General features: G+C 70.6%; 20 protein-coding genes. 8 read left to right on the top strand and 12 right to left on the bottom strand.

Translation table 11 applies throughout. The features are described 5' to 3' along the window. Positions 1-11 precede the first annotated feature (11 nt). Positions 12-1,244: an amidohydrolase gene (locus tag ACT3TD_RS00500; protein ID WP_441578781.1), complete on the top strand. Its 1,233-nt coding sequence runs from the start codon at positions 12-14 to the stop codon at positions 1,242-1,244. Here the strand turns inward: ACT3TD_RS00500 and ACT3TD_RS00495 are convergent. The 7 genes from ACT3TD_RS00495 to ACT3TD_RS00465 form a co-directional block, all read right to left on the bottom strand. Continuing rightward, entirely contained in the window at positions 1,225-1,920 is a 696-nt protein-coding gene (locus ACT3TD_RS00495) for a DUF1707 SHOCT-like domain-containing protein (RefSeq protein ID WP_301442755.1), read from the bottom strand. The two genes, ACT3TD_RS00500 and ACT3TD_RS00495, sit on opposite strands and share 20 nt — an antisense overlap. A 36-nt stretch (positions 1,921-1,956) precedes the next feature. Continuing rightward, positions 1,957-3,528 (bottom strand): glycerol kinase GlpK, encoded by a 1,572-nt coding sequence (glpK, locus tag ACT3TD_RS00490; protein ID WP_301442754.1) that lies wholly within the window; start codon positions 3,526-3,528, stop codon positions 1,957-1,959. Beyond that, complete coding sequence (locus tag ACT3TD_RS00485) at positions 3,528-5,297, bottom strand: acetyl/propionyl/methylcrotonyl-CoA carboxylase subunit alpha (RefSeq protein WP_367620300.1); 1,770 nt, start codon at positions 5,295-5,297, stop codon at positions 3,528-3,530. The genes glpK and ACT3TD_RS00485 overlap by 1 nt, the downstream gene beginning before the upstream one ends. Before the next feature lie 109 nt (positions 5,298-5,406). Continuing rightward, entirely contained in the window at positions 5,407-6,276 is an 870-nt protein-coding gene (locus ACT3TD_RS00480; RefSeq protein ID WP_301442752.1) for a sulfurtransferase, read from the bottom strand. A 660-nt stretch (positions 6,277-6,936) separates the two neighbouring features. Next, positions 6,937-7,602 carry a Maf family protein gene (locus ACT3TD_RS00475; RefSeq protein WP_301442751.1) on the bottom strand — a complete coding sequence of 222 codons (666 nt, stop codon included), beginning with the start codon at positions 7,600-7,602 and terminating at the stop codon, positions 6,937-6,939. Continuing rightward, entirely contained in the window at positions 7,595-7,846 is a 252-nt protein-coding gene (locus ACT3TD_RS00470) for an acetyl-CoA carboxylase subunit (RefSeq protein WP_301442750.1), read from the bottom strand. Before ACT3TD_RS00470 ends, ACT3TD_RS00475 begins: the two co-directional genes overlap by 8 nt. 12 nt (positions 7,847-7,858) lie before the next feature. After that, complete coding sequence (locus tag ACT3TD_RS00465; protein ID WP_444614741.1) at positions 7,859-9,475, bottom strand: acyl-CoA carboxylase subunit beta; 1,617 nt, start codon at positions 9,473-9,475, stop codon at positions 7,859-7,861. Between the two features lie 98 nt (positions 9,476-9,573). Here ACT3TD_RS00465 and ACT3TD_RS00460 point away from each other — a divergent pair, with 98 nt between their 5' ends. The 5 genes from ACT3TD_RS00460 to ACT3TD_RS00440 all read left to right on the top strand — a co-directional run bounded on the left by ACT3TD_RS00460 (position 9,574) and on the right by ACT3TD_RS00440 (position 13,986). Next, positions 9,574-10,509, top strand: a complete 936-nt coding sequence (locus ACT3TD_RS00460; protein WP_301442599.1) for a biotin--[acetyl-CoA-carboxylase] ligase — start codon at positions 9,574-9,576, stop codon at positions 10,507-10,509. A gap of 12 nt (positions 10,510-10,521) precedes the next feature. Beyond that, positions 10,522-11,085 carry a PH domain-containing protein gene (locus ACT3TD_RS00455; protein ID WP_301442598.1) on the top strand — a complete coding sequence of 188 codons (564 nt, stop codon included), beginning with the start codon at positions 10,522-10,524 and terminating at the stop codon, positions 11,083-11,085. Positions 11,086-11,166: 81 nt separating this feature from the next. Next, the gene (locus tag ACT3TD_RS00450) at positions 11,167-12,372 is read left to right on the top strand and encodes a 5-(carboxyamino)imidazole ribonucleotide synthase (RefSeq protein ID WP_441578789.1); all 1,206 of its coding nucleotides are present in this window, start codon (positions 11,167-11,169) and stop codon (positions 12,370-12,372) included. A gap of 76 nt (positions 12,373-12,448) precedes the next feature. Continuing rightward, positions 12,449-12,925, top strand: coding sequence for a 5-(carboxyamino)imidazole ribonucleotide mutase (gene purE, locus ACT3TD_RS00445; RefSeq protein WP_075811356.1), 477 nt, complete (start codon positions 12,449-12,451; stop codon positions 12,923-12,925). An 11-nt stretch (positions 12,926-12,936) separates the two neighbouring features. Further along, complete coding sequence (locus ACT3TD_RS00440; protein ID WP_441578777.1) at positions 12,937-13,986, top strand: YdcF family protein; 1,050 nt, start codon at positions 12,937-12,939, stop codon at positions 13,984-13,986. Between the two features lie 33 nt (positions 13,987-14,019). Here the strand turns inward: ACT3TD_RS00440 and ACT3TD_RS00435 are convergent, their stop codons facing one another. The 5 genes from ACT3TD_RS00435 to ACT3TD_RS00415 all read right to left on the bottom strand — a co-directional run bounded on the left by ACT3TD_RS00435 (position 14,020) and on the right by ACT3TD_RS00415 (position 18,711). Continuing rightward, the gene (locus ACT3TD_RS00435) at positions 14,020-14,226 is read right to left on the bottom strand and encodes a hypothetical protein (RefSeq protein ID WP_444614740.1); all 207 of its coding nucleotides are present in this window, start codon (positions 14,224-14,226) and stop codon (positions 14,020-14,022) included. Beyond that, the gene (locus tag ACT3TD_RS00430) at positions 14,223-15,041 is read right to left on the bottom strand and encodes a carbohydrate ABC transporter permease (RefSeq protein ID WP_301442601.1); all 819 of its coding nucleotides are present in this window, start codon (positions 15,039-15,041) and stop codon (positions 14,223-14,225) included. Before ACT3TD_RS00430 ends, ACT3TD_RS00435 begins: the two co-directional genes overlap by 4 nt. Further along, positions 15,041-16,117 carry a carbohydrate ABC transporter permease gene (locus tag ACT3TD_RS00425; protein ID WP_441578776.1) on the bottom strand — a complete coding sequence of 359 codons (1,077 nt, stop codon included), beginning with the start codon at positions 16,115-16,117 and terminating at the stop codon, positions 15,041-15,043. Before ACT3TD_RS00425 ends, ACT3TD_RS00430 begins: the two co-directional genes overlap by 1 nt. Positions 16,118-16,220: 103 nt before the next feature. Continuing rightward, positions 16,221-17,489: an ABC transporter substrate-binding protein gene (locus ACT3TD_RS00420; RefSeq protein ID WP_301442594.1), complete on the bottom strand. Its 1,269-nt coding sequence runs from the start codon at positions 17,487-17,489 to the stop codon at positions 16,221-16,223. A gap of 166 nt (positions 17,490-17,655) precedes the next feature. After that, positions 17,656-18,711, bottom strand: coding sequence for an ABC transporter ATP-binding protein (locus ACT3TD_RS00415; protein WP_444614739.1), 1,056 nt, complete (start codon positions 18,709-18,711; stop codon positions 17,656-17,658). 65 nt (positions 18,712-18,776) lie between these two features. Here ACT3TD_RS00415 and ACT3TD_RS00410 point away from each other — a divergent pair, with 65 nt between their 5' ends. Both ACT3TD_RS00410 and ACT3TD_RS00405 read left to right on the top strand, forming a co-directional pair. Then, the gene (locus ACT3TD_RS00410) at positions 18,777-20,084 is read left to right on the top strand and encodes a sensor histidine kinase (RefSeq protein WP_444614738.1); all 1,308 of its coding nucleotides are present in this window, start codon (positions 18,777-18,779) and stop codon (positions 20,082-20,084) included. Positions 20,085-20,137: 53 nt separating this feature from the next. Next, positions 20,138-20,875 (top strand): response regulator, encoded by a 738-nt coding sequence (locus ACT3TD_RS00405; RefSeq protein ID WP_301442591.1) that lies wholly within the window; start codon positions 20,138-20,140, stop codon positions 20,873-20,875. Positions 20,876-20,966 lie beyond the last annotated feature (91 nt).

Here is a 20,966-nt window from a genome sequence, read left to right as displayed (position 1 = left end):
GCACCGCCCCAGTGGCCTCAGAGAGCACCCTCGGTTCCGCCGACTCCGTCCCGGTGGCCGACGCCGTCGCCGCCTGGACCGTCGACAACCACGACACGGTGATCGGCTGGCGGCGCCACCTTCACTCCCACCCGGAACTGTCCCACCGCGAGACCGCGACCACGCAGTTCATCGTCGACCGGCTCACCGACGCAGGCCTGTCGCCGCGACGGCTCCCGGGCACCGGGGTCACCGTCGACATCGGCGGGCAGGGGACACGGGACGCCGACCCCGCGATCGCCTTCCGCGCCGACATCGACGCCCTTCCACTCAACGAGGTCACCGGCCTCGACTTCGCCTCCACCACCACCGGTGTGATGCACGCCTGCGGCCACGACATCCACACCACCGTGGTGCTCGGCCTGGCCTGCGCGCTGGCGGAGTACGACCGCGACCACGGCCTCACCCAGCGGGTACGCTGCATCTTCCAGCCCGCGGAGGAGGTCCTCGACGGTGGGGCGACCGACGTCATCCGCGCCGGTGCCCTCGAGGGCGTCAGCCACATCTTCGCCGTGCACGCCGAGCCGAAGCTGCGCGCCGGGCAGATCGGTGTGCGCACCGGTGCGATCACCTCCGCCACCGACGTGGTGGAGCTGGTGGTGCGTGGCGCGGGCGGGCACACCAGCCGTCCGCACCTCACCGCCGACGTGATCTACGCCGTCGGCCTGCTGATCACCCAGCTGCCCGGCCTCCTGTCCAGGCGTGTGGACCCGCGGACCGGCACCGTGCTGACCTTCGGCGCGGTCAACGGCGGGTCCGCCTTCAACGCCATCCCCCAGGAGGCCACGCTGCTGGGCACGCTGCGCACCGGAAGCCCCACGGTCTGGCGCGAGCTGGACGCCCTGTTCCCCCAGCTCGTGGAGCAGATCCTGGCCCCCACCGGGGCCACCGCGGAGATCCGCTACACCAAGGGTGTGCCGCCGGTGACCAACGACGACGCCTGCACCGCCGTGATGGCGCAGGCCGTGAAGGACGTCGACCCGCACGCCCTGCAGGAGGCACCGCAGTCCTCCGGCGGCGAGGACTTCAGCTGGTACCTGGAGCACGTCCCCGGTGCGATGGCGCGCCTGGGCGCGTGGACGGGCCGGGGGGAGAAGCCCGACCTCCACCAGCCCAACATCGTGCTGGACGAGGCGTGCCTGCCGGTGGGCATCCGGATGTTCGCCGGGGTCATCGACCAGTTCATCACCCTCGGGGACCAGTAGTACCGGGACCGTCACCGGGACCCTCGCCGCGACGCGGCCGGAACCGTCCTGCGGCGCCCTTCATCGCGCGCTGCGCCATGTCCATGGCGTCGCCGGTCATCTCCGAGGTGCGCATCTTACGCCGGGCCTTCTGCTCCTCCAGCGCGAGCTGCTGGGTGTGCTGCTGCTCCTCCAACGCCAGCCGGTGTTCGCGGCGCAGCCGGCGCATCCTCGCCCGTTCCAGGGCCTCCGGGCTGGGGGTGTGCCAGGACTCGGGGCCGACCTTCAGCACGTACAGCAGTACCGCGACCGCGGGGATGAGCAGCAGCAGGAGCGCGGAGGCGTCGTTGCCCAGGGCGATGGCCCCGGCGACGGAGCCGAGGGTGGTCAGCGCCATGATGCCGGCGCGGGGGCGTGCGCCACGGCGGTGCTGTTCGGCGAGTTCGCCGGCGGAGTAGACGGACACCGCCCCGCCGGGCTGGCCGGGCTGGCCGGACTGGTTCGGCAGTGCGGGCAGGTCGTGGAACAGGACGTCGAGCTCGTGCCTGGTCTGGGCGGCCGCGGCCTCGCGGCAGCGGTCGTCGTACTCGGTCAGTGTGATCCGGCCGTCGGCGAAGTGGACGGCCAGCACCGACAGCGCGGCCTCACGGTCGGCGTCGCCGATACGGACGGTGGGGTCTCGGGGATCACGTGACATGGTCCCCAGTGTAGGACAGAGGGTCAGGCCCCAAAATCAGGCCCAGCCGAGGGTGCGCTCCACGGCCTTGTTCCACAGGGCGTAGGCCTCGTCGCGGTCGGACGCCGGCACGTCGGGGGTGTAGGTGCGTTCCTCCTGCCACAGCCGGCGGATCTCGTCGAGGTCGGCGAAGAACCCGGTGGCCAGGCCGGCGGCGTAGGCGGCGCCGAGCGCGGTGGTCTCGGTGATCTTGGGGACGGTGACGGGCACGCCGAGCTGGTCGGACTGGAACTGCATCAGCAGGGTGTTCTCCACCATGCCGCCGTCGGCGCGCAGGTGTGTCAGCGGGACGCCGGAGTCGGCGTTCATCGCGTCGACGACCTCGCGGGTCTGGAAGGCGGTGGCCTCCAGGGCGGCGCGGGCGATGTGCGCCTTGGTCACGTAGCGGGTCAGCCCGGCGATGATGCCGCGGGCGTCCGGCTCCCACCGGGGTGCCAGCAGTCCGGAGAACGCCGGCACGACCACGCAGCCGCCTTTGTCGTCCACGCTACGGGCCAGGCCCTCGACCTCGGAGGAGGAGCTGATCAGCCCGAGGTTGTCGCGCAGCCACTGGATCAGTGAGCCGGTGACCGCCACGGAGCCTTCCAGGGCGTACACGGCGGGCTGGTTGCCCAGCCGGTAGGCCACGGTGCTCAGCAGCCCGTGGGAGGACGTCTCCAGGGTGGTGCCGGTGTTCATCAGCAGGAAGTTGCCGGTGCCGTAGGTGCACTTGGCCTCACCGGGTTCGGTGCACGCCTGTCCGAAGGTGGCGGCCTGCTGGTCGCCGAGGATGCCGGCGATGGCCACGTTGTGCACCGGCCCGGAGCGCTGCACCCGCCCGACCTGCTCGGAGGAGCTGACGATCTCCGGCAGCATGGACATCGGCACGCCCATCGCCTCGCACAGCTCCGGGTCCCACTTCTGGGTGCGCAGGTCCATGAGCATGGTCCGCGAGGCGTTGGTGACGTCGGTGATGTGCCGGGCGCGGTGGCGGCGGTTCGTGGAGTTGTGCCGGGAGCGGCGGGTGAGTTCCCAGATGATCCAGGTGTCCATGGTGCCGAAGGCGAGTTCGCCGCGTTCGGCACGCTCACGCACACCCTCGACGTTGTCGAGGATCCAGCGGATCTTCGGGCCGGCGAAGTAGGTGGACACCGGCAGCCCGGTGCGTTCCCGGAAGAGGTCGCCGTGCTCGGCGTCGAGGCGGGAGCAGAAGTCGCCGGTGCGGTTGTCCTGCCAGACGATGGCGTTGTAGACGGGCTCGCCGGTCTCCCGGTCCCAGACCACGGTGGTCTCGCGTTGGTTGGTGATGCCCAGGGCGGTGAGGTCCTCGGTGCCGATGTCGGAGCGGGCGACGGTGTCGCCGATCACGCGGCGGGCGTTGAGGCGGATCTCCTCCGGGTCGTGCTCGACCCATCCGGGACGGGGGAAGATCTGCCGGTGTTCCAGCTGGCTGACGGAGTGCACGGCACCGGCGGCGTCGAAGACGATGGCGCGGGTGGACGTGGTTCCCTGGTCCAGCGACAGGACGTAGCCGCGTCCCGCCTGCCGTCCCTGCCGGGGCCGGAACAGGCCGCTGAGCCGGTCGACCATCAGAGGATCTTCAGCAGCGGCTGCGACTTGGTGACACCGTCCCCGGCGGCCACGCCGAGCTCCTGCACGGTGCCGGCCTTGTGCGCCTTGACGGAGTTCTCCATCTTCATCGCCTCGATGACCAGCAGCGGGTCACCCTCGGCGACCTCGGTACCCTCCTCGACCAGGACGGTGACCACGGTGCCCTGCATGGGGGCGACCGCGGTGTCGCCGGAGACCTTGACCTCGCGGCGTCCGGTGTTCTTGCGGGTGCGGCGACGCGTCCCGCCGGTGCCGACGAGGTCACCTGGGACGCTGACCTCGACGCGGCGTCCGTCGACCTCGACGGCGATGCGGCGGGACGGCACGGGCTCGTCGGCGCCTGCCTCCGCCTCGGCGTCGGTGGCGGCCGGCAGCTGGTTGTCCCACTCCTCCTCGATCCAGCGGGTGTACACGTCGAGGGAGTCGCCGGTGAAGGCGTCGTCGTCGAGGACGGCACGGTGGAAGGGGATGACCGTCGGCAGGCCCTCGACCACGTACTCGTCCAGGGCGCGGCGTGCCCGGGTCAGCGCCTGGTCGCGGTCCTCGCCGGTGACGATGAGCTTGGCGAGCATGGAGTCGAACTGGCCGCCGACGACCGCACCCTGTTCCACGCCGGAGTCGACGCGCACACCCGGGCCGGATGGCTCACGGTAGGACGTCAGCGCACCGGGGGCGGGCATGAAGTTCGCGGCGGCGTCCTCCCCGTTGATGCGGAACTCGATGGAGTGGCCCTGGATCTCCGGGTCGCTGGTGCGCGACAGCTCCAGTCCCTCGGCGATGCGGAACTGTTCACGCACCAGGTCCCAGCCGGTGACCTGCTCGGTGACGGGGTGCTCGACCTGCAGCCGGGTGTTGACCTCCAGGAAGGAGATCAGGCCGTCGGAGCCGATGAGGAACTCCACGGTGCCCGCGCCCTGGTAGTCGGCGGCGCGCAGGATGTCCTTGGCGGAACTGCGCAGCCGGTCGTCCTGCTCGGCCGTGAGGAACGGGGCCGGGGCCTCCTCGACGAGCTTCTGGAACCGGCGCTGCAGCGAGCAGTCACGGGTGGACGCGACGACGTAGTTGCCGTGCGCGTCCGCCAGCACCTGGCACTCCACGTGCCGGGCGCGGTCGAGGTAGCGCTCCACGAAGCACTCACCGCGGCCGAACGCCTTCTCGGCCTCACGGGTGGCGGAGTCGAACAGCTCCGGGATCTCCTCGACGGTGTGGGCGACCTTCATGCCGCGTCCACCGCCGCCGAACGCCGCCTTGATGGCCACGGGCAGGCCGTGCTTTCCGGCGAACTCCACGATCTCCGCGGCGTCCTTCACCGGCTCCCGGGTGCCCGGGACCATCGGGGCGTCCACGCTCTGCGCGTAGTGGCGGGCGGTGACCTTGTCGCCCAGCTCGGCGATGGCGCGCGGCGAGGGGCCGATCCACGTCAGCCCGGCGTCCACCACGGCCTCGGCGAAGTCGGCGCGCTCGGAGAGGAACCCGTAACCGGGGTGGACGGCGTCCGCGCCGGAACGCACCGCGGCGTCCACGATGCGGGTGATGTCCAGGTACGAGTCCGCAGGGGTGGAGCCGCCGAGGGCGAAGGCCTCGTCGGCCATGCGCACGAACGGTGCGTCGGCGTCCGGCTCGGCGTACACCGCGACGGAGGAGATGCCCTCGTCGCGGGCGGCCCGGATCACCCGGACGGCGATCTCGCCACGGTTGGCGATCAGCACCTTCGTCACCTTCGACAGCTTCCGGGTCTCTACCGGCACGTTCACTCCTCACAAAAACGGGTCACACACGACACTCACACAAGGGTCTACGATGTGACGACGTTACTACGTCACCCCGCGACAGGAAGAAACGACGTCGACGGCCCTCTCAGGCGCCGGTGGCGATGGGCATGCGCACCATGTTGCCCCACTCGACCCAGGAGCCGTCGTACGCACGGACGTCCTCCCAGCCCAGCAGGTGGTGCAGCACGAACCACAGGTGCGCGGCCTTCTCGCCGGCATGGCAGTAGGGGACCGTGGACGCGGCGGCGTCGAGCCCGGAGAACACCTCGTCCAGCTCCCCGCGCTTGCGGAAGCGGTGGTTGGGGTGCAGCGTGGCACGCTGCGGGATGTTCACCGCGCCCGGGATGTGCCCGTTGCGGCACACCGTCGCCGGCGCGTCCTCCTCCCCGGAGGTCACGGCACCGATGAAGTCCTCCGGATCCCGCAGGTCCACCAGCTGCACCTCGTCGCGGCGGGCGAGCACCTCGTCGACGAAGATGCGGTGGGAGACGTCGTCACGCTCGACCACCGGGTAACCGGTGGTGGGCTCCGGCGGGGCGTCGTAGGACGTCTCGCGTTCGTCCTGCATCCACGCCTCGCGACCGCCGTCGAGCAGGCGCACGTCCGGGTGGCCGAAGAGCTCGAAGATCCAGAACGTGTAGCTCGCCCAGAGGTTGGAGTCGTTGCCGTAGAGCACCACCGTGTCGTCCCGGGTGATGCCCTTGGCGTCCATGAGCCGGGCGAAGGCCTCGCCGTCGAGGAAGTCCCTGGTGACGGGGTCACCGAGGTCATCGTGCAGGTCGATGCGGATGGCGGTGGGCAGGTGTCCGATGTTGTAGAGGATGGGGTCGGAGTCCGACTCCACCACCTTCAACCCGGGGCCGCCCAGTTTCGCGCCCAGCCAGGAGCTCGTCACGAGCTTGCCCGGGTGGGCGTACTGCCGAAGATTCGGGCTGGGGTCCAGTTCGATTCTCACGGGTGAGGGCACCGCCTTTCATGTCGTCACACGCAGTCTAGCGCCCGTGGCCCGACGAAATGCGATCGCCGCACAATTCCGGTGGGTGATGTGGCCCCCGGCACCTTGAGCCCCCAGGTCGCCCTGGGGCACTCTGAGCGACCTGAGGGCTCACGGTGCCGTACGTGCGATCGCCTTGGTGAGCTGTCCGAGGAGATTGTCGTGGCGCCGGTTGAGCAGCGCGGCGTCGACACGCAATACCTCCCACCTTCAGTTCACGGCAGGCGAGGTCGAGCACCGTCGAACGTCCGGGCAGGTCCACCCGTACCTGTGAGGCCCAGGTGAACGGCTCCGGCAGCAGCGGGTTCGCGACGAGCCGGAGCGTGGTCTCCTGCGGCGACCGGGCACCGGGGTCGCTGAGTCCCATCAGCCGCTCCAGTGTGCGTTGGTCGACCTTGCCCCTGCCGGCGGCGGCCAGGGCCGGCCCGTTCAGCGTGGTGCACTGCCACAGTGCGTCGGGCAGCTCGCTGCGCCGCACCGGGACGATGGCCGGGAGCGCCCGACGTGTGTGGCACGGGCCCCGGTGGACAACGGCGCACCTTGAGCCCTCAGGTCGCCGAGGAGGGTCCGTGGCGGCCTGAGGGCTCAAGATGGCGCAAGGAGGGGAGAGTGTGCGAGCAGCTACCGGTTCCAGAACTCCGAGACGTCCAGCCCGAAGCCGGCGAGGGTGCGCCGCAGCAGGGGCAGCGACAGCCCGATCACGCTGGAGGGATCGCCCTCGATCCGGTCGATGAACCAGCCGCCCAGGGCCTCGAGGGTGAACGCACCGGCGCACTGCAGGGGCTCGCCGGTGGCGGCGTAGGCCTCGATGTCGCGGTCGGACGCGTCGGCGAAGTGGACCACGGTCTCGCTGGCGCCGGTCACGGTCTCGTGGCCGGCTGCACCCAGGAAGGTCACGGCGTGCCCGGTGACCAGGGTGGCGCTCCTGCCGCGCTGCTGACGCCACCGCTGCACGGTGCGCTCGGCGGTCAGGGGCTTGCCCTGCAGTTCGCCGTCGAGCAGCAGCATGGAGTCTGCGGCGACGACGACGCTGCCCGGGTCGAGCCGGTCGGCGTACTGGGTGAGCACCGCCTGCGACTTGGTCTGCGCGAGGTGGCAGACGACCTGCGCGGAGGTGGGGGAGGCCACGCGTGTGTGCAGGTCGGCGACGGCGGCGTCCTCGTCCACCCCGGGGACCAGGATGGACGGCTCGACGCCGGCGGAGCGCAGGATCGACAGGCGAGAGGGGGAGGAGGACGCGAGGACGAAGGTGCGCCCAGGAGTGCGCCCAGGAGTGCGCTCAGGCACGGAAGCCGGTGGGGTTGAAGTTCCGCGCGCCGCGGAGGCGTTCGGTGGGGGTTCCCCAGGTGCCGCGGGAGGTGGTGCGGGCGCGCAGCCGGTTGATCTCACGGGGGTCGGCGCCGGTGCCGGAGGAGGCGGACTCGGCCACGAGGACGGCCAGGGCGCGGGCGATGGCCTCGGTCTCGACCTCGTCGGGGTGGCCCTTGACGACGGTGAAGGGCACCGGGGTGGCGGGGGTGGGGGTTGTCATGCTCGTCTCCTCCTACAGCGGCAGGTTGCCGTGCTTGCGGGCGGGGCTGTCGACGACCTTGCGTTCCAGCAGGCCGAGACCGTCGATGAGCCGGGCGCGGGTCTGCGACGGGGGGATCACCGCGTCGACGTAGCCACGCTCGGCGGCGGCGTACGGGTTGACCAGGGTCTTCTCCACCTCGTCGGTGAGCTCCACGGTGAGGGCGTCGACGTCCTTGCGGCGTTTCTCGGCCTTGGCCAGTGTCTCGGCGTGGACGGCGGCGACGGTGTTCTGGGCGTCGGCGTTGGAGATCTGGGCGCTCGGCCAGGCGAAGACGAGGTCGGCGCCGATGTTCTTCGAGCCCAGGGCCACGTAGGACGTCCCGTAGGCCTTGCGCGTCACCACGGTGACGATGCCCACGCTGGCCTCCGCCACGGCGTACAGCAGCGGCGCGGAGTTGCGCAGCAGGCCACCGCGCTCCTCGTCCTTGCCGGGCATGAAGCCGGGGGAGTCCACCACGAAGACGAGGGGGAGGTTGAAGGCGTCGCAGGTGCGGACGAAGCGGGCGGCCTTGCGCGACGCCGCGGCGTCCAACGCGCCGGCGAGCACCATCGGCTGGCTGGCGACGACGCCGACGCTGCGTCCGGCGACGCGGGCGAAGCCGGTCAGCACGTTGCCGGCGTAGTCGGGCTGCAGCTCCAGGAAGGACCCCTCGTCGACGATGCCGGCGAGGACGTCGGTCACGTCGTAGCCGGCCAGCGGGGAGTCCGGGATCACGGCGTCCAGGGCGTCGGTCGCGGAAGAATCCGAAGAATCCGAAGAATCCGAAGAATCCTCGCCGAAGGGCACCACCGAGCGGTTGTTGGACGGCAGCTGCGACAGCGCTGCCTGCACGAAGTCGAGGGCGGCGCGGTCGTCGGCGGCGGTGTGGTGCGAGGTGCCCGTCACGGCGGCGTGCACGGCGGCGGAGCCCAGGTCGTCGGCGGTGACGTCCTCACCGACGACACGGCGGGTGATCTCCGGGTCGGTGAGGTACAGCGACGAGGAACCGTCCACCATCACCACCAGGTCGGCCAGGACCGGCTGGTGCGCCTCGGTGCCGGCCGTCGGCCCGGCGATCACCGAGATCTGCGGCACCACACCGGACATGCTGGTGCGCAGCCGGTACAGGCGTGCGGCCATGCCCAGCGACACCACGCCCTCCTTCACCCGCGCGCCGGTGGAGTCGTGCACGCCCACCAGCGGCACACCGGAGCGCAGCGCCAGCTCCATGACCTTGACCAGTTTCTCGGCGTGCACCTCGCCCACGGTCCCGTCGAAGACGGTGCCGTCCTGCGAGAACACGCACACCTGGCGGCCGTCCACGGTGCCGTAGCCGGTGACGACGCCGTCGGACACCGGCCTCGAGCGGTCCATGCCGTAGGCGTTGGCGCGGTGGCGTGCCAGGGCGTCGATCTCGACGAAGGATCCGTCGTCCAGGAGGTGGTCGACCCGCTCGCGGGCGGTGAGCCGGCCGGACCCGTGGATGTCCGCGACGGCCTCGTCGCCGACCGGGGCGGACGTCTCCTCGAGACGGATACGGAGATCCTCGAGTTTCCCTGCGGTGGTAGACGTGTCGACCTGGCGCGGGGCGGGGGTGGGTGAAGTCATGGCCTACAGTCTAGGAGCAAACCCGTCCGGAAGTCCTCACCGCCTGGTCGGTGCGGCCCACTCCGCCGTCGGGGCGCGGGCGCGTTATCCTTGTGGCCATGACAGGTGCCCCGTCTGAATCCGTCGACCCCGGGAACTCTGGCCCCGGGAACTCCCGTGCCGCGCTGGACGCGACCCGCCTCGCCCGCCTCGTGGCGGACGGCGCCGGGGCGGGGGTGGCCGGTCCGCTGACCGTGGTCGGCACCACCGGTTCCACCAACGCGGACCTGGCGGACGCCTACCGCGCCGACCCGGACATCGCCGACCGTTCGGTGATCCTGGCCGAGGAGCAGGTCACCGCCCGCGGACGTTTGGGCCGTCGGTGGTCGGCGCCGGCGGGCGCGCAGGTGATCATGAGCGTCCTGCTGCGTCCGTCCGCCCGGGAGGTGCCGGTGGAACGCTTCGGCGAGCTGCCGCTGCTGGTCGGGGTGGCCGTGGCGGAGGCCGCGCGCAGCGTGGGGGTGGACGCGCAGCTCAAGTGGCCGAACGACGTGATCGTGCCGGAGGCCCCCGGCGAGCGCACCCCGCACGGCTACCGCAAGCTCGCCGGCATCCTCGTCGAGGCGGTGAGCACCAACCCGGTCGCCGTGGTCGTGGGGGTCGGGCTGAACGCCTCGATCACCCCGGAGGAGTTCGACGAGGCCGGTGTCGAGGCCGGCACCTCCCTGACCACGCAGGGCGCGTCGTTGGCCTCGGTGGAGGACCGCGAACGCGTCGCCGCCGCGGAACTGCGGAGCATCCTGGCCGTGGACGAGGCGTGGCGCTCCGGCGGGGCGGCGCTGGACGGGCTGCGTCGGCGTTACCGGGAACTGTCCGCGACCCTGGGCACCCGGGTGCGCGCCGAGCTGCCGGGCGGCGAGGAGCTCACCGGCACGGCCGTGGACCTCGACGCCCACGGTGGGCTCGTCATGGAGACAGGCGCGACAGGCGCAGGGGAGCGGCGGACCGTCACCGCCGGTGACGTGGTGCACCTGCGCCCCGTCGGACGAGGGTAAGGGGGCGCGGTCGTGCCGAAGATCCAGTTCGCCCCGGACGAGCAGGTTTTCGCCGAGCTCAGCCCCTCGCGGCGCAGCACGCTGTTCCCGGTGCTGGAACTCATCGTGATCACCGGGCTGGTCTGGATGGTCGTGGGCCTGCTCGACTCCTACCTCGGCGGGCTGGCGACCACGTGGGTCGGCTACGTGCCGGACAACATCGGCGACGTCCCGCTGCTCGTCGGCGAGTCGGACGCGTCCACCGCCACCGCGGCGCTGTGGGCGCGCCGGGCGTTGCTGGTGCTGTGGGTGTGGCTGGCGTGGCGGAGGTGCCTGCGTCACCTGCTGTTCCGCCACCGCAGCCGGATGATGCTCACCGACCGTCGGCTCATCACCGCCACGGGGCACCTGCGCAGCCAGGTCGGCGAGGTGCCGTTGGGTCAGATCGTGGACGTGAGCGCGCACAAGTCGGAGGTGCGTGTGTTCCTGCGTGGCGGCGGGCGTCCGCTGGTGCTGCGCGACGTCCCCTACGCCCGCAGGTTCGCCCGCATGGTTCGTTCCCGCATCCCGGTGAACCTGCCGCGGCCGCTATACTGAACCACCGTGACTGACGAGCAGAAGAACCTGGAACCAACTCTGGACCGAACTCTCGCCCGCCCGGAGGCGCACTCCCCGGACATGCCGCTGGTCACCGTGATCGGTGACGGCCAGCTGGCCCGGATGATGCAGCAGGCCGGCATCGAGCTGGGGCTCACCGTGCGACTGCTCGCCGGCTCGGGGGCGTCCTCGGCGTCGCAGGCGACGGCGGACGTGTGGCTGGGGGAGTACACGCGGGAGGACGTGGTCCGCGCGGTCTCGGACGGTGCGGACGCGGTGACCTTCGACCACGAGCACGTGCCGAACGCCTACCTCGAGGGCCTGATCGCCGAGGGCGTCAACGTCCAGCCCCAGCCGTCCGCCCTGATCAACGCGCAGGACAAGCTGGTGATGCGTAAGCGCATGCGCGAGATCGGTGCCCCGGTGCCGCCGTTCCTGGCGGTGGAGACGGTGGAGGACGCCACCGGTTTCTGGGACGCCACCGACGGTGCCGTGTGCCTGAAGGCCCGCCGTGGCGGCTACGACGGCAAGGGCGTGTGGTTCCCCGGCTCGCGTGAGGAGACCGCCACCCTCGTCGCCGAACTGCTGGCGCAGGACGTCCCGCTGATGGCGGAGAAGAAGGTGCGTCTGGTGCGCGAACTGTCGGCGATGGTGGCGCGCACCCCGTCCGGCGAGGTCGCGTCCTGGCCGGTGGTGGAGTCGGTGCAGGCCGACGGGATCTGCTACCTGGCGGTGTCGCCGGCGCCGGTGGCGTCGGACGGCCAGGCGCGTGTGGTGGCCCAGGCCCACGACCTGGCCCGCGAGGTCGCCGCGGAGCTGGGCGTCACCGGTGTGCTCGCCGTGGAGCTCTTCGAGACCGAGGACGAGGCCGGTCAGCCGGAGATCATCGTCAACGAGCTGGCCATGCGCCCGCACAACACCGGGCACTGGACGCAGGACGGCTGCGTGACGAGCCAGTTCGAGCAGCACCTGCGCGCCGTCCTGGACCGCCCGCTGGGCTCCACCGAACAGCTCACCGGTGCCACGGTGATGGCCAACGTCCTGGGGCACGACGAGGCGGACCCGCAGATGCCGATGCCGGAGCGCATGGACGAGGTGTGGCGCCGCTTCCCGACGGCGAAGATCCACCTCTACGGCAAGGACTGGCGGCCGCGCCGCAAGATCGGGCACGTGAACATGTCGTTGCCCTTCGGGCAGGCCGCCGCGGCCGACGCGGTGGAGGCGCTGCGCCGCGACGCGCGCCTGGCGTCCGACTTCCTGGTGACGGCGCGCTGGACGGACGCCTGACGGGGTAGGATCGGTCGGCGTGACTACCGAGAGCAGTGAACACAACGTGGCGCCGACCCCGCTGGTCGGCATCGTGATGGGGTCGGACTCCGACTGGCCGACCGTGGAGCCTGCCGCGCAGGTCCTGGCGGAGTTCGGCGTACCCATGGAGATCGGTGTGGTGTCCGCCCACCGCACCCCCGAGCGGATGCTGGACTACGCCCGCGCGGCGCACACCACCGGGGTGAAGGTGATCATCGCCTGCGCCGGCGGCGCCGCCCACCTGCCCGGCATGGTCGCCGCGGCCACCCCGCTGCCGGTCATCGGTATCCCGCGGGCGCTGAAGAACCTCGACGGGCTCGACTCGCTGCTGTCCATCGTGCAGATGCCGGCCGGTGTGCCGACCGCCACGGTGTCCATCGACGGGGCGAAGAACGCCGGCCTGCTGGCCGTGCGCATGCTGGGGGTGGCCGATCCCCGTCTGCTGGAGGGCATGGTCGCCTACCAGGAGCGCATGCGCGACGAGGTGCTAGAGAAGGACCACCGTCTCAAGCAGCAGCTGATGGGGGAGTAGGAACCGCCGGAATGTCGGGAATGCTGCTGGTCACCGTCCTCGTCGCGGTGGCGGTCGCCGCCACGGCGTGGACGGTGAAGTCGCGGTCGCGCTGGCACGGCAACGGGCTGATGGTGCTGCTCGTCGCCGAGTTGATGTGGGCGTGGCTGATCGTCGCCGCCCACGGCGGCGGTTTCCCGGTGCCGTTGTGGATCGCGTGGGGGATCTCGCAGCTGCTCGTGGCCGGCGTGGGGTGGGTCGTCGCCAGGTGGATGGGAGACGCCCTGCCCGGGGTCGACGGTCGCGGCTGGTTCCATCTGAGCACCGTGGTCGCCGCGGCGATGATGCTGACCCTCGGACTCGGCAGCGCGGTGCTTGCCACGGCCGCGTGGCGCACCTGGCGTAGCTGGGGCCCGGGCGTGAACGACGCCCTGATCGTGCTCACCGTGCTGGGTGCCGCCGGGGTGGTGCTCTGGGTCGCCGCGGTGGGCTCGATGATGCTGTTCCTGTGGCAGGTGCGGCGGGGTCGACACCGGCCGGTGCCGGTGGATTCCGGTGGCGCAGGTGTGGACGCCGTGGTCGTCCTCGGCGCGGGCCTCCACCACGACAAGGTCAGTGCACTGCTGGCCTGCCGGTGCGACCGGGGTGCCGCTGCCTGGCGCACGCTGACCGACGCGGACCCGGGCTCACCGGTGGAGCTGATCGTCTCCGGCGGGATGGGGGAGGACGAGCCCTGCACCGAGGCGGAGGCGATGCACCGCTACCTCGCGTCCCGCGGATTCCCGCGCGAGGTGATCCTGGAGGAGCGGGACGCCACGGACACCACCGAGAACCTCCACTTCAGCCTCGACCTCCTGGCAGGGCAGGGGGTGCGTCACCCGTCGATCGTGGTGTGCACCTCGGACTTCCACGTGATGCGCACCGAGCGCATCGTGGCGATGCTGCAGGAGGAGCGGGGTGGCAACGGGCGTCCCTTCGACGCGGTGGTGCTGGGTGCCCCGACGCCCAAACCGTCGTTGCCGGCGGCGTACCTGCGCGAGTACGTGGCGCTGATGATCCACCGGGTGCTGGGGCGGGCCTGAGACGGTGCGGGGAAGGCTGGCGTCCTTCGTCCTTCAGTCGTAGCGGCGCCACCGGCGCCACACCGCCCACGTGGCGAGGAGGAGCGCGGCGAGCAGCAGGGCGGGCCACACCGCCGGGTCGTCCTGGAGCACGTTCCACACGGCCTGGACGAGGGCCAGGACGCAGAAGAACGCCAGGAATCCGAGGACCGCCTCCAGGACGGTGCGTCGGCGACGGTACTCGGAACTGTCGGGGGTCACTTCACGCCACCGGCGGTCAGCCCGGAGACGATGCGGCGCTGGAACACCAGCACCATGACCACCAGCGGGATGGTCACCAGCGCGCCGGCGGCCATCGTGGCGGCGTAGGGGAACTGGAAGGCGCTCGCCCCGGTGAAGCGGGCGATGGCCACCGTCACCGGCTCGGTCGACGTGGTGGACAGCTGCTTGGCCAGCATGAACTCGTTCCACGTGGCGATGAACGCCAGGATCGCGGTGGTGAACAGCGCCGGGGCGGCGAGCGGCAGGATGACCTTGCGGAAGGCGAGTCCCCGCGACGCCCCGTCCACCCGGGCGGCCTCCTCGAGCTTCCACGGCAGCTCACGGAAGAAGGACGTCAGGGTGTAGACGGTCAGCGGGAGGACGAAGGAGATGTTCGGGATGATCAACGCCTGGTAGGTGCCGATCCAGCCGATGTTGCTGAACAGCTGGAACAACGGGGTCACCAGGGCGATGCCGGGGAACATCGAGGCGGCGAGGATGATGCCGGTGACGAACCCCTTGCCGCGGAAGTCCACGCGTGCCAGGGCGTAGGCGGTGAAGACGCCGACGACCAGGGCGATGGCGGTGGTCGCCACGCCGATGATCAGGCTGTTGCCGATGGCGCGCAGGAAGTTGTTGCCCGCGTCGGTGGCCAGGGCGTCCTTGAAGTTGTCCAGGGTGAGGTGGCTGGGCACCGGGTTGGTGGAGAAGGTGTGGGCCTTGTCGCGGAAGGCGGTGACCACCATCCAGTAGAACGGGGCGAGCGCCCAGACCAGGATGACGAGCACGGGCAGGTAGTTGCGGACGACCTTCATCATCGGGTGGCCTCCGTGGTTTCTTCAGGGGTCTTGTCACCGGTCGTGTCACCGGTCGTGTGCCGGGGTTCCGGGGGTTCGTCCGGGTCACGTCTGCGTCCGAACAGGCCCCTGCGTGCCGTGCGCGGCATGTTCTGCGTGCCGGCGACGTCGGCGCCGAGGAACTTCACCATCACGAAGGCCACGGCGAAGATGAGCAGGAAGATCAGCGTGGACACCGCCGAGGCGGAGTTGAAGTTGCCGGACTTGGTGTCGGTGATCACCAGCTGGCTGATCACCGCGGTCGGCGAGTTCGTCGACTCGCTGATCATGATCACCGGCAGGTCGTACATGCGCAGCGCGTCCAGGGTGCGGAACAGCACCGCCACCATCAGCGCCGGCTTGATCAGCGGCAGGGTGATGCGGGTGAACTGCTGCCAGCGCGACGCCCCGTCCACCCGCGCGGCCTCGTAGACCCCGCCGGGGACCATCTGCAGGCCGGCGAGGATCAGCAGCGCCATGAACGGGGCGGTCTTCCACACGTCGGCGATGATCACGGCGAAGCGGGCGGCCCAGGGGTCGGTGGTCCAGGCGACGTTCAGCCCGAACATGGAGTTGACGATGCCGTCCGGGGCGAAGATGAACTGCCACAGCTTCGCCGTCACCGCCGTGGGGATCGCCCAGGGGATCAGCACCGCGGCACGCAGCAGGCTGCGTCCCCAGAAGGTCTTCGACATGGTGATCGCCATCCACAGCCCCAGAGCGGTCTCCAGGGCGACGGTGACCACCACGAAGAACAGGGTGATCCACAACGCCGGCCAGAAGTCCGTGGCCAGGTTGCCCGGCGCACAGGTCGTGGCCTCCCCGGTGGGGGACAGACACCGCTGCGTCAGCCAGTACAGGTAGTGGTCCAGCCCGGCGAACCCGCCGTCGACGAACATACCGGTGTCCGGGTCGAGGTGACGGTCGGCCTGGAAGGATAGGTAGACCGCGCGCAGGATCGGGTAGCCGATGACCACGGCGAGCAGCGCGAGACTGGGGCCGACGAGCCACACGGCGCGCAGGTCACGCTTCTTCTGGGGTGTTACGGAAGTCACAGGGTGAACCTTATCGGTAAAACGCGACGCCCGGAATGCCGTCGACGGGGTGCGACGGCAACCGGGCGCTGCGGGTCTGGCGGGGAGGAGAGCGGGACCGTGGTTAGCCGGTCACGTTCGCGATGGCGGACTCCATGTCGTTCGTCGCGTCCTCGACGCTCTTGCCACCGGTGATGGCGGCGTAGGCGTTGTCCTGGACCGCCTTGGACAGCGAGTCGTAGGACGGGGACACCGGGCGCGGCTCGGCGTTCTCCAGCGACTCCTTCAGGGCCGGGAGGTAGGGGAACTCCTCGATCAGCGACTCATCGTCGTAGATGGAGGACAGCACCGGCGGGAAGGACTCCTCGGCGAAGGAACGCTGGTTCTCCTCGCTGATGATGAACTGCATGAAGTCCAGGGCGGTGGCCTTGTTCTCCGAGTTCACGTTGATGCCGTTGTTGTAGCCGCCCAGGGTGGAGACGCCCACCCCGTCCTTGCCGACGAGCGGCTGGACCTCGACCTTGCCGGCGACGGCGGAGCCCTCGGCCTCGGCCTCGCCGTACATGTACGGCCAGTTGATCGCCATGGCGTTCTGGCCCTGGGTGAAGCTCAGGTTGGTCTCCTCCTCGGTCGCACCGGTGGAGGAGCGGGAGATCGTGCCGTCCTCGTAGGCGTCGACCAGGGCCTGCAGGCCCTCGCGGGACTCGTCCGAGGTCACGGTGACGTCGCCGTTCTCGTCGAGGATGCCGCCGCCCCAGCCGCTCATGAAGCCGGCGGTGGAGACCGTGAGTCCCTCGTACTGCTTGAGCTGGGTGATCAGGCAGTCGTTGTTGTCGTCGGTGACCTCCTCGCAGGAGGAGACCACGTCGTCCCAGTTCTCCGGGGCCTCGGGCACCATGTCGGTGTTGCGGTACAGCAGCTGGCCGTTGGTGTTCTGCGGCAGCGCGTAGAGCACGTCGTTGTAGGTGGCGGAGTCCACGGTGGCCTCCAGCAGACCGTCGGTGGAGACCTCGAGGTCGTCCTGCAGCGGGGCGAGCCAGCCCTGCGCGGCGAACTGCGCGGTCCAGACCACATCGAGGGCCATCACGTCGATGTCGGAGGCGCCGGCCTGCAGGGACTGCACGAGCGTGTCACGCTGGGCGTCCGCCTCGCCGGCGAGCTCCTGGAGGGTGACCTGCTCGTCCGGGTTGTCCTCGTTCCACTTGTCGATGATGGGGCGGAGCTTGTCCGTGTCGTTCTTGCCCATCGCGAAGGTGATGGGGCCGTGACCGTCGGAACCGCCGTTGCCCCCGTTCCCCCCGTCGCCGCCGTCGTCGGAGGAGCAGGACACCAGCGCTGCGCTGAGCCCGACGGCCGAGACACCGGCCAGGATCTTCTTTGAGAGGTTGGCCATGGCCCGAACCTTTCTACGTAGGTACGGCTCCGCACGACCACCGCCGACGGAACTCAACTGATGAAACGTCACCCCCACCGTGGCGGGAGGTGCGAGGCACGCCGCCGGGCGGGTTCTTCGGTTGAGTGTAGTATCTGCGCACCGGATCCGGGGTGCAACGGGGGTGTCAGCTCACCCGCCGACCGGACACCGCGTCGAAGAAATGCACCCGGGCTGTGTCGGTGAGGGTGAACGAGACGCTCCCCCCGATGCGCGGGAGCTCCGGTGCCTGCGCCTGCGACTTCGCGGTCACCTGGCCGGCCGCGGTGTCGGCGTAGACGTTGGAGTCCGCGCCGAGCTCCTCGACCAGCGACACCGTGCCGCCGAGACCGTCCTGCCCGGCGCCGACCACCAGGTGCTCGGGACGCACCCCCACCAGCAGCTCGCCGGTGACCCCGTCGGGCCGTCGGACGCCGAGACCGGCCAGCTCGTCCTGCCCGGCGGGCAGGACGAGCAGGTTCATCGCCGGGGAGCCGATGAACCCGGCGACGAAGGCGTTGACCGGCTCGTTGTAGAGCCTCTGCGGTGTGTCGACCTGCTGCAGCCGTCCGTCCTTGAGCACCGCCACGCGGTCGCCCATGGTCATCGCCTCCACCTGGTCGTGCGTCACGTACACCGTGGTCACGCCCAGGTCGTGCTGCAGCTTCACGATCTGGGCGCGGGTCTGCACGCGCAGCTTCGCGTCCAGGTTCGACAGCGGCTCGTCCATGAGGAACACCTGAGGCTCACGCACGATCGCCCGGCCCATCGCCACGCGCTGCCGCTGACCGCCGGAGAGGTCCTTGGGCTTGCGGTCGAGGTAGTCACCCAGGTCGAGCAGGTCGGCGGCGTGCTGCACACGCTCGGCGATCTCGGCCTTGGGCCGCTTGGCGATGGTCAGCGCGAACGCCATGTTCTCGCGCACCGACATGTGGGGGTAGAGGGCGTAGTCCTGGAAGACCATCGCGATGTCCCGGTCACCGGGCTCGACACCGGTCACGTCGCGCCCGCCGATGGTCACCGCGCCCGCACTCGTGGGTTCCAGGCCCGCGAGGGAGCGCAGGATCGTCGACTTTCCGCAGCCGGACGGCCCGACGAGCACGAGGAACTCGCCGTCGCCGATGGCGAGGTTGAGGTCCGGGACGGTGGGGGACTCGGCACCCGGGTACCGGATGTCCACATGCGAGAATTCGACGTCGGCCATGGTGGGGAATCATACCGCAGGACGATCCGTCGCAGGTGGGGACTGCCGTAGGATCTGAGAGCGTGATGGAACAGCCGGAAGTCGCCGTGACAACCCGCCCCCGGGCGCCGAGAGCCCCGCAGGCCCAGCGGGGGCCGTTCTGGCGCGACCGGGGCCTGTGGCTCCAACTCGTCATCCAGTCGGCCGTGTTCTTCCTGTTCGGCGCATTGGACGCGGGCAACGCCTTCTCCTTCGGCAGTCCGGTGCCGGCCTGGATACTCGTGGTCGGCTACACCCTGGTGTTCGTCGGGCTGCTGGTGCAGCGGTGGCGTGCGGAGCTGGGGCTGGCCATGGTCGCCGTGGGGCTGCTCGCCGCGGGTGTCAGCCTCTCCGGCATCTACCTCCTGGCCTACCTCGTGGTCTGCTACGAGGCCTGGTTCGTCTCCGCGTTCGTCCGGCGCCGCCGACGCATGTGGCTGGTGTTCCTCGTCGCAGGCTCGGTCGTCGCCGTGGTGGTCGTCAGTGTGGTGTCCGGCCTCGGCAAGGCATGGGGCGCGTCGGCGGCCACCGTCGACCCCGCGGTGGAGCAGTACAGTCCGCCGCTGGTCCAGCTCCTGGTGATGTGTGTGGTGCTGGCCCTGCTCGCGGTGATCTCGATCGGCCTGTTCTGGCAGCTGGGCTTGACCACGCGTCGCCAGTACCAGCGCATGGAGTCACTCGCCGCGCGGGCGGAGCTCGCCGCCGTCACCGAGCGCACGCGTATCGCCCGGGAGATGCACGACATCGTCGCCCATTCGCTCACCGCCGTCATCGCGCAGGCGGACGGCGGGCGCTACGCCGGACGTCAGGACCCGGCCAAGGCCATCGAGGCGCTCGACACGATCAGCGCCACCGGACGCGACGCGCTGGCGCAGATGCGCCAGCTGCTCAGCGTCCTGCGCAGTGACGGTGGCGCAGGTGTCGGTGCCGGGAGCGCCGGCGACACCACCCGGGACACCACCGCCCTGCCCGGGGTGGCAGGGGTGCCGGGCCTGGTGGACGACGCGCGCCGCTCCGGCCTCACCGTGGACTACGAGGTCCTCGGCGTGCCCGTCGACGTGGACGTCGCCACGGGTCTCACGGTGTACCGCACCGTGCAGGAGTGCCTGACCAACATCCTCAAGCACGCCGGGCCGACCCGCGCCCGGGTGCTCGTGGACTGGAACGTGCCGGGCAAGATCCACCTCACCGTGGACAACGCGCCGGGGACCGGGCTCATCGACGGTGGCGGGTCCGACGGGCAGGGGCTGGTCGGGTTGCGTGAACGTGCCAGGATCCACGGGGGCACGGCAGAATGGGGTGCGTCGGCGACGTACGTCGGCGGTTGGCGGGTCGACGTGGTGCTCGGCATCTGAGCGCACTGTCCACCAGGGGCACAAGGTATGAGGTACGAGGAGCACGGGAGAGCATGAGCGAACACACGATCACCGTCGGACTGGCCGACGACCAGCAGCTGGTGCGCGCGGGGTTCGGCATGGTGCTGGACTCGCAGCCGGACATCAGTGTGCTCTGGCAGGCGGTCGACGGGGCCGAGGCGGTCCGTCTCGCCACGCGGCAGCCGGTGGACATGATCCTCATGGACGTGCAGATGCCCGAGCTCGACGGCATCGCCGCGACGAAGCAGATCGTGGACGCCGGGGTCGCGGGCCCCTCCGGTGAGCCGACCAGGGTGGTGGTGCTGACCACCTTCGACAACGACGAGTACGTGATGGGCTCGATCACCGCCGGCGCCAGCGGCTTCCTGCTGAAGGACGCCGACCCGGAGGAGCTCATCGACGCCGTGCGCACGGTGGGGGAGGCGGAGGCGGTGATCTCGCCGAAGGCGACGGCGCGGCTGTTGCGCCAGGTCAGGGGAGGGGCGGCCCCCGAAACGAACCCCGAGACCGCCCCGTTGGACGTCGCCGCGGCCGCCGCGGCCCTGGACCTTCCGGACCCGCTGACCCCGCGTGAACTCGAGATCCTCGTGCTGGTGGCCCGCGGCTACTCCAACCCGGAGATCGCCCGGCGGCTGTTCGTCTCCCTGCCCACGGTGAAGACGCACGTGGGGCGGATCCTGGCGAAGACGGACTCGCGCGACCGGGTCCACGCCGTGCTCTTCGCCTTCAGCAACGGGCTGGTAGACCCGGTGCGCGTGCTGGAGGACTGAGCCGGAGGACTGAGCTGGAGGACCGGCACGGGGGCGGATCTCATACCGTGGCACGATGCGAACGACGGTCGCAGGAGGCAGACTGTCAGCC

The sequence above is a fragment of the Corynebacterium sp. AOP36-E1-14 genome, assembly GCF_052377495.1.
GTDB lineage: Bacteria > Actinomycetota > Actinomycetes > Mycobacteriales > Mycobacteriaceae > Corynebacterium.
This window is presented reverse-complemented; position numbering and strand designations above follow the sequence as displayed.

What these genes read in the sequence shown, in the direction of transcription:
- ACT3TD_RS00410 (WP_444614738.1), top strand. Translation starts at nt 18,777, where the DNA reads ATGGAACAGCCGGAAGTCGCCGTGACAACCCGCCCCCGGGCGCCGAGA.
- ACT3TD_RS00440 (WP_441578777.1), top strand. Translation starts at nt 12,937, where the DNA reads ATGTCGGGAATGCTGCTGGTCACCGTCCTCGTCGCGGTGGCGGTCGCC.
- ACT3TD_RS00405 (WP_301442591.1), top strand. Translation starts at nt 20,138, where the DNA reads ATGAGCGAACACACGATCACCGTCGGACTGGCCGACGACCAGCAGCTG.
- glpK (WP_301442754.1), bottom strand. Translation starts at nt 3,528, where the DNA reads ATGGTCGACCGGCTCAGCGGCCTGTTCCGGCCCCGGCAGGGACGGCAG.
- ACT3TD_RS00495 (WP_301442755.1), bottom strand. Translation starts at nt 1,920, where the DNA reads ATGTCACGTGATCCCCGAGACCCCACCGTCCGTATCGGCGACGCCGAC.
- ACT3TD_RS00430 (WP_301442601.1), bottom strand. Translation starts at nt 15,041, where the DNA reads ATGAAGGTCGTCCGCAACTACCTGCCCGTGCTCGTCATCCTGGTCTGG.
- ACT3TD_RS00450 (WP_441578789.1), top strand. Translation starts at nt 11,167, where the DNA reads ATGCCGCTGGTCACCGTGATCGGTGACGGCCAGCTGGCCCGGATGATG.
- ACT3TD_RS00415 (WP_444614739.1), bottom strand. Translation starts at nt 18,711, where the DNA reads ATGGCCGACGTCGAATTCTCGCATGTGGACATCCGGTACCCGGGTGCC.
- ACT3TD_RS00465 (WP_444614741.1), bottom strand. Translation starts at nt 9,475, where the DNA reads ATGACTTCACCCACCCCCGCCCCGCGCCAGGTCGACACGTCTACCACC.
- ACT3TD_RS00460 (WP_301442599.1), top strand. Translation starts at nt 9,574, where the DNA reads ATGACAGGTGCCCCGTCTGAATCCGTCGACCCCGGGAACTCTGGCCCC.
- ACT3TD_RS00420 (WP_301442594.1), bottom strand. Translation starts at nt 17,489, where the DNA reads ATGGCCAACCTCTCAAAGAAGATCCTGGCCGGTGTCTCGGCCGTCGGG.
- ACT3TD_RS00470 (WP_301442750.1), bottom strand. Translation starts at nt 7,846, where the DNA reads ATGACAACCCCCACCCCCGCCACCCCGGTGCCCTTCACCGTCGTCAAG.
- purE (WP_075811356.1), top strand. Translation starts at nt 12,449, where the DNA reads ATGGGGTCGGACTCCGACTGGCCGACCGTGGAGCCTGCCGCGCAGGTC.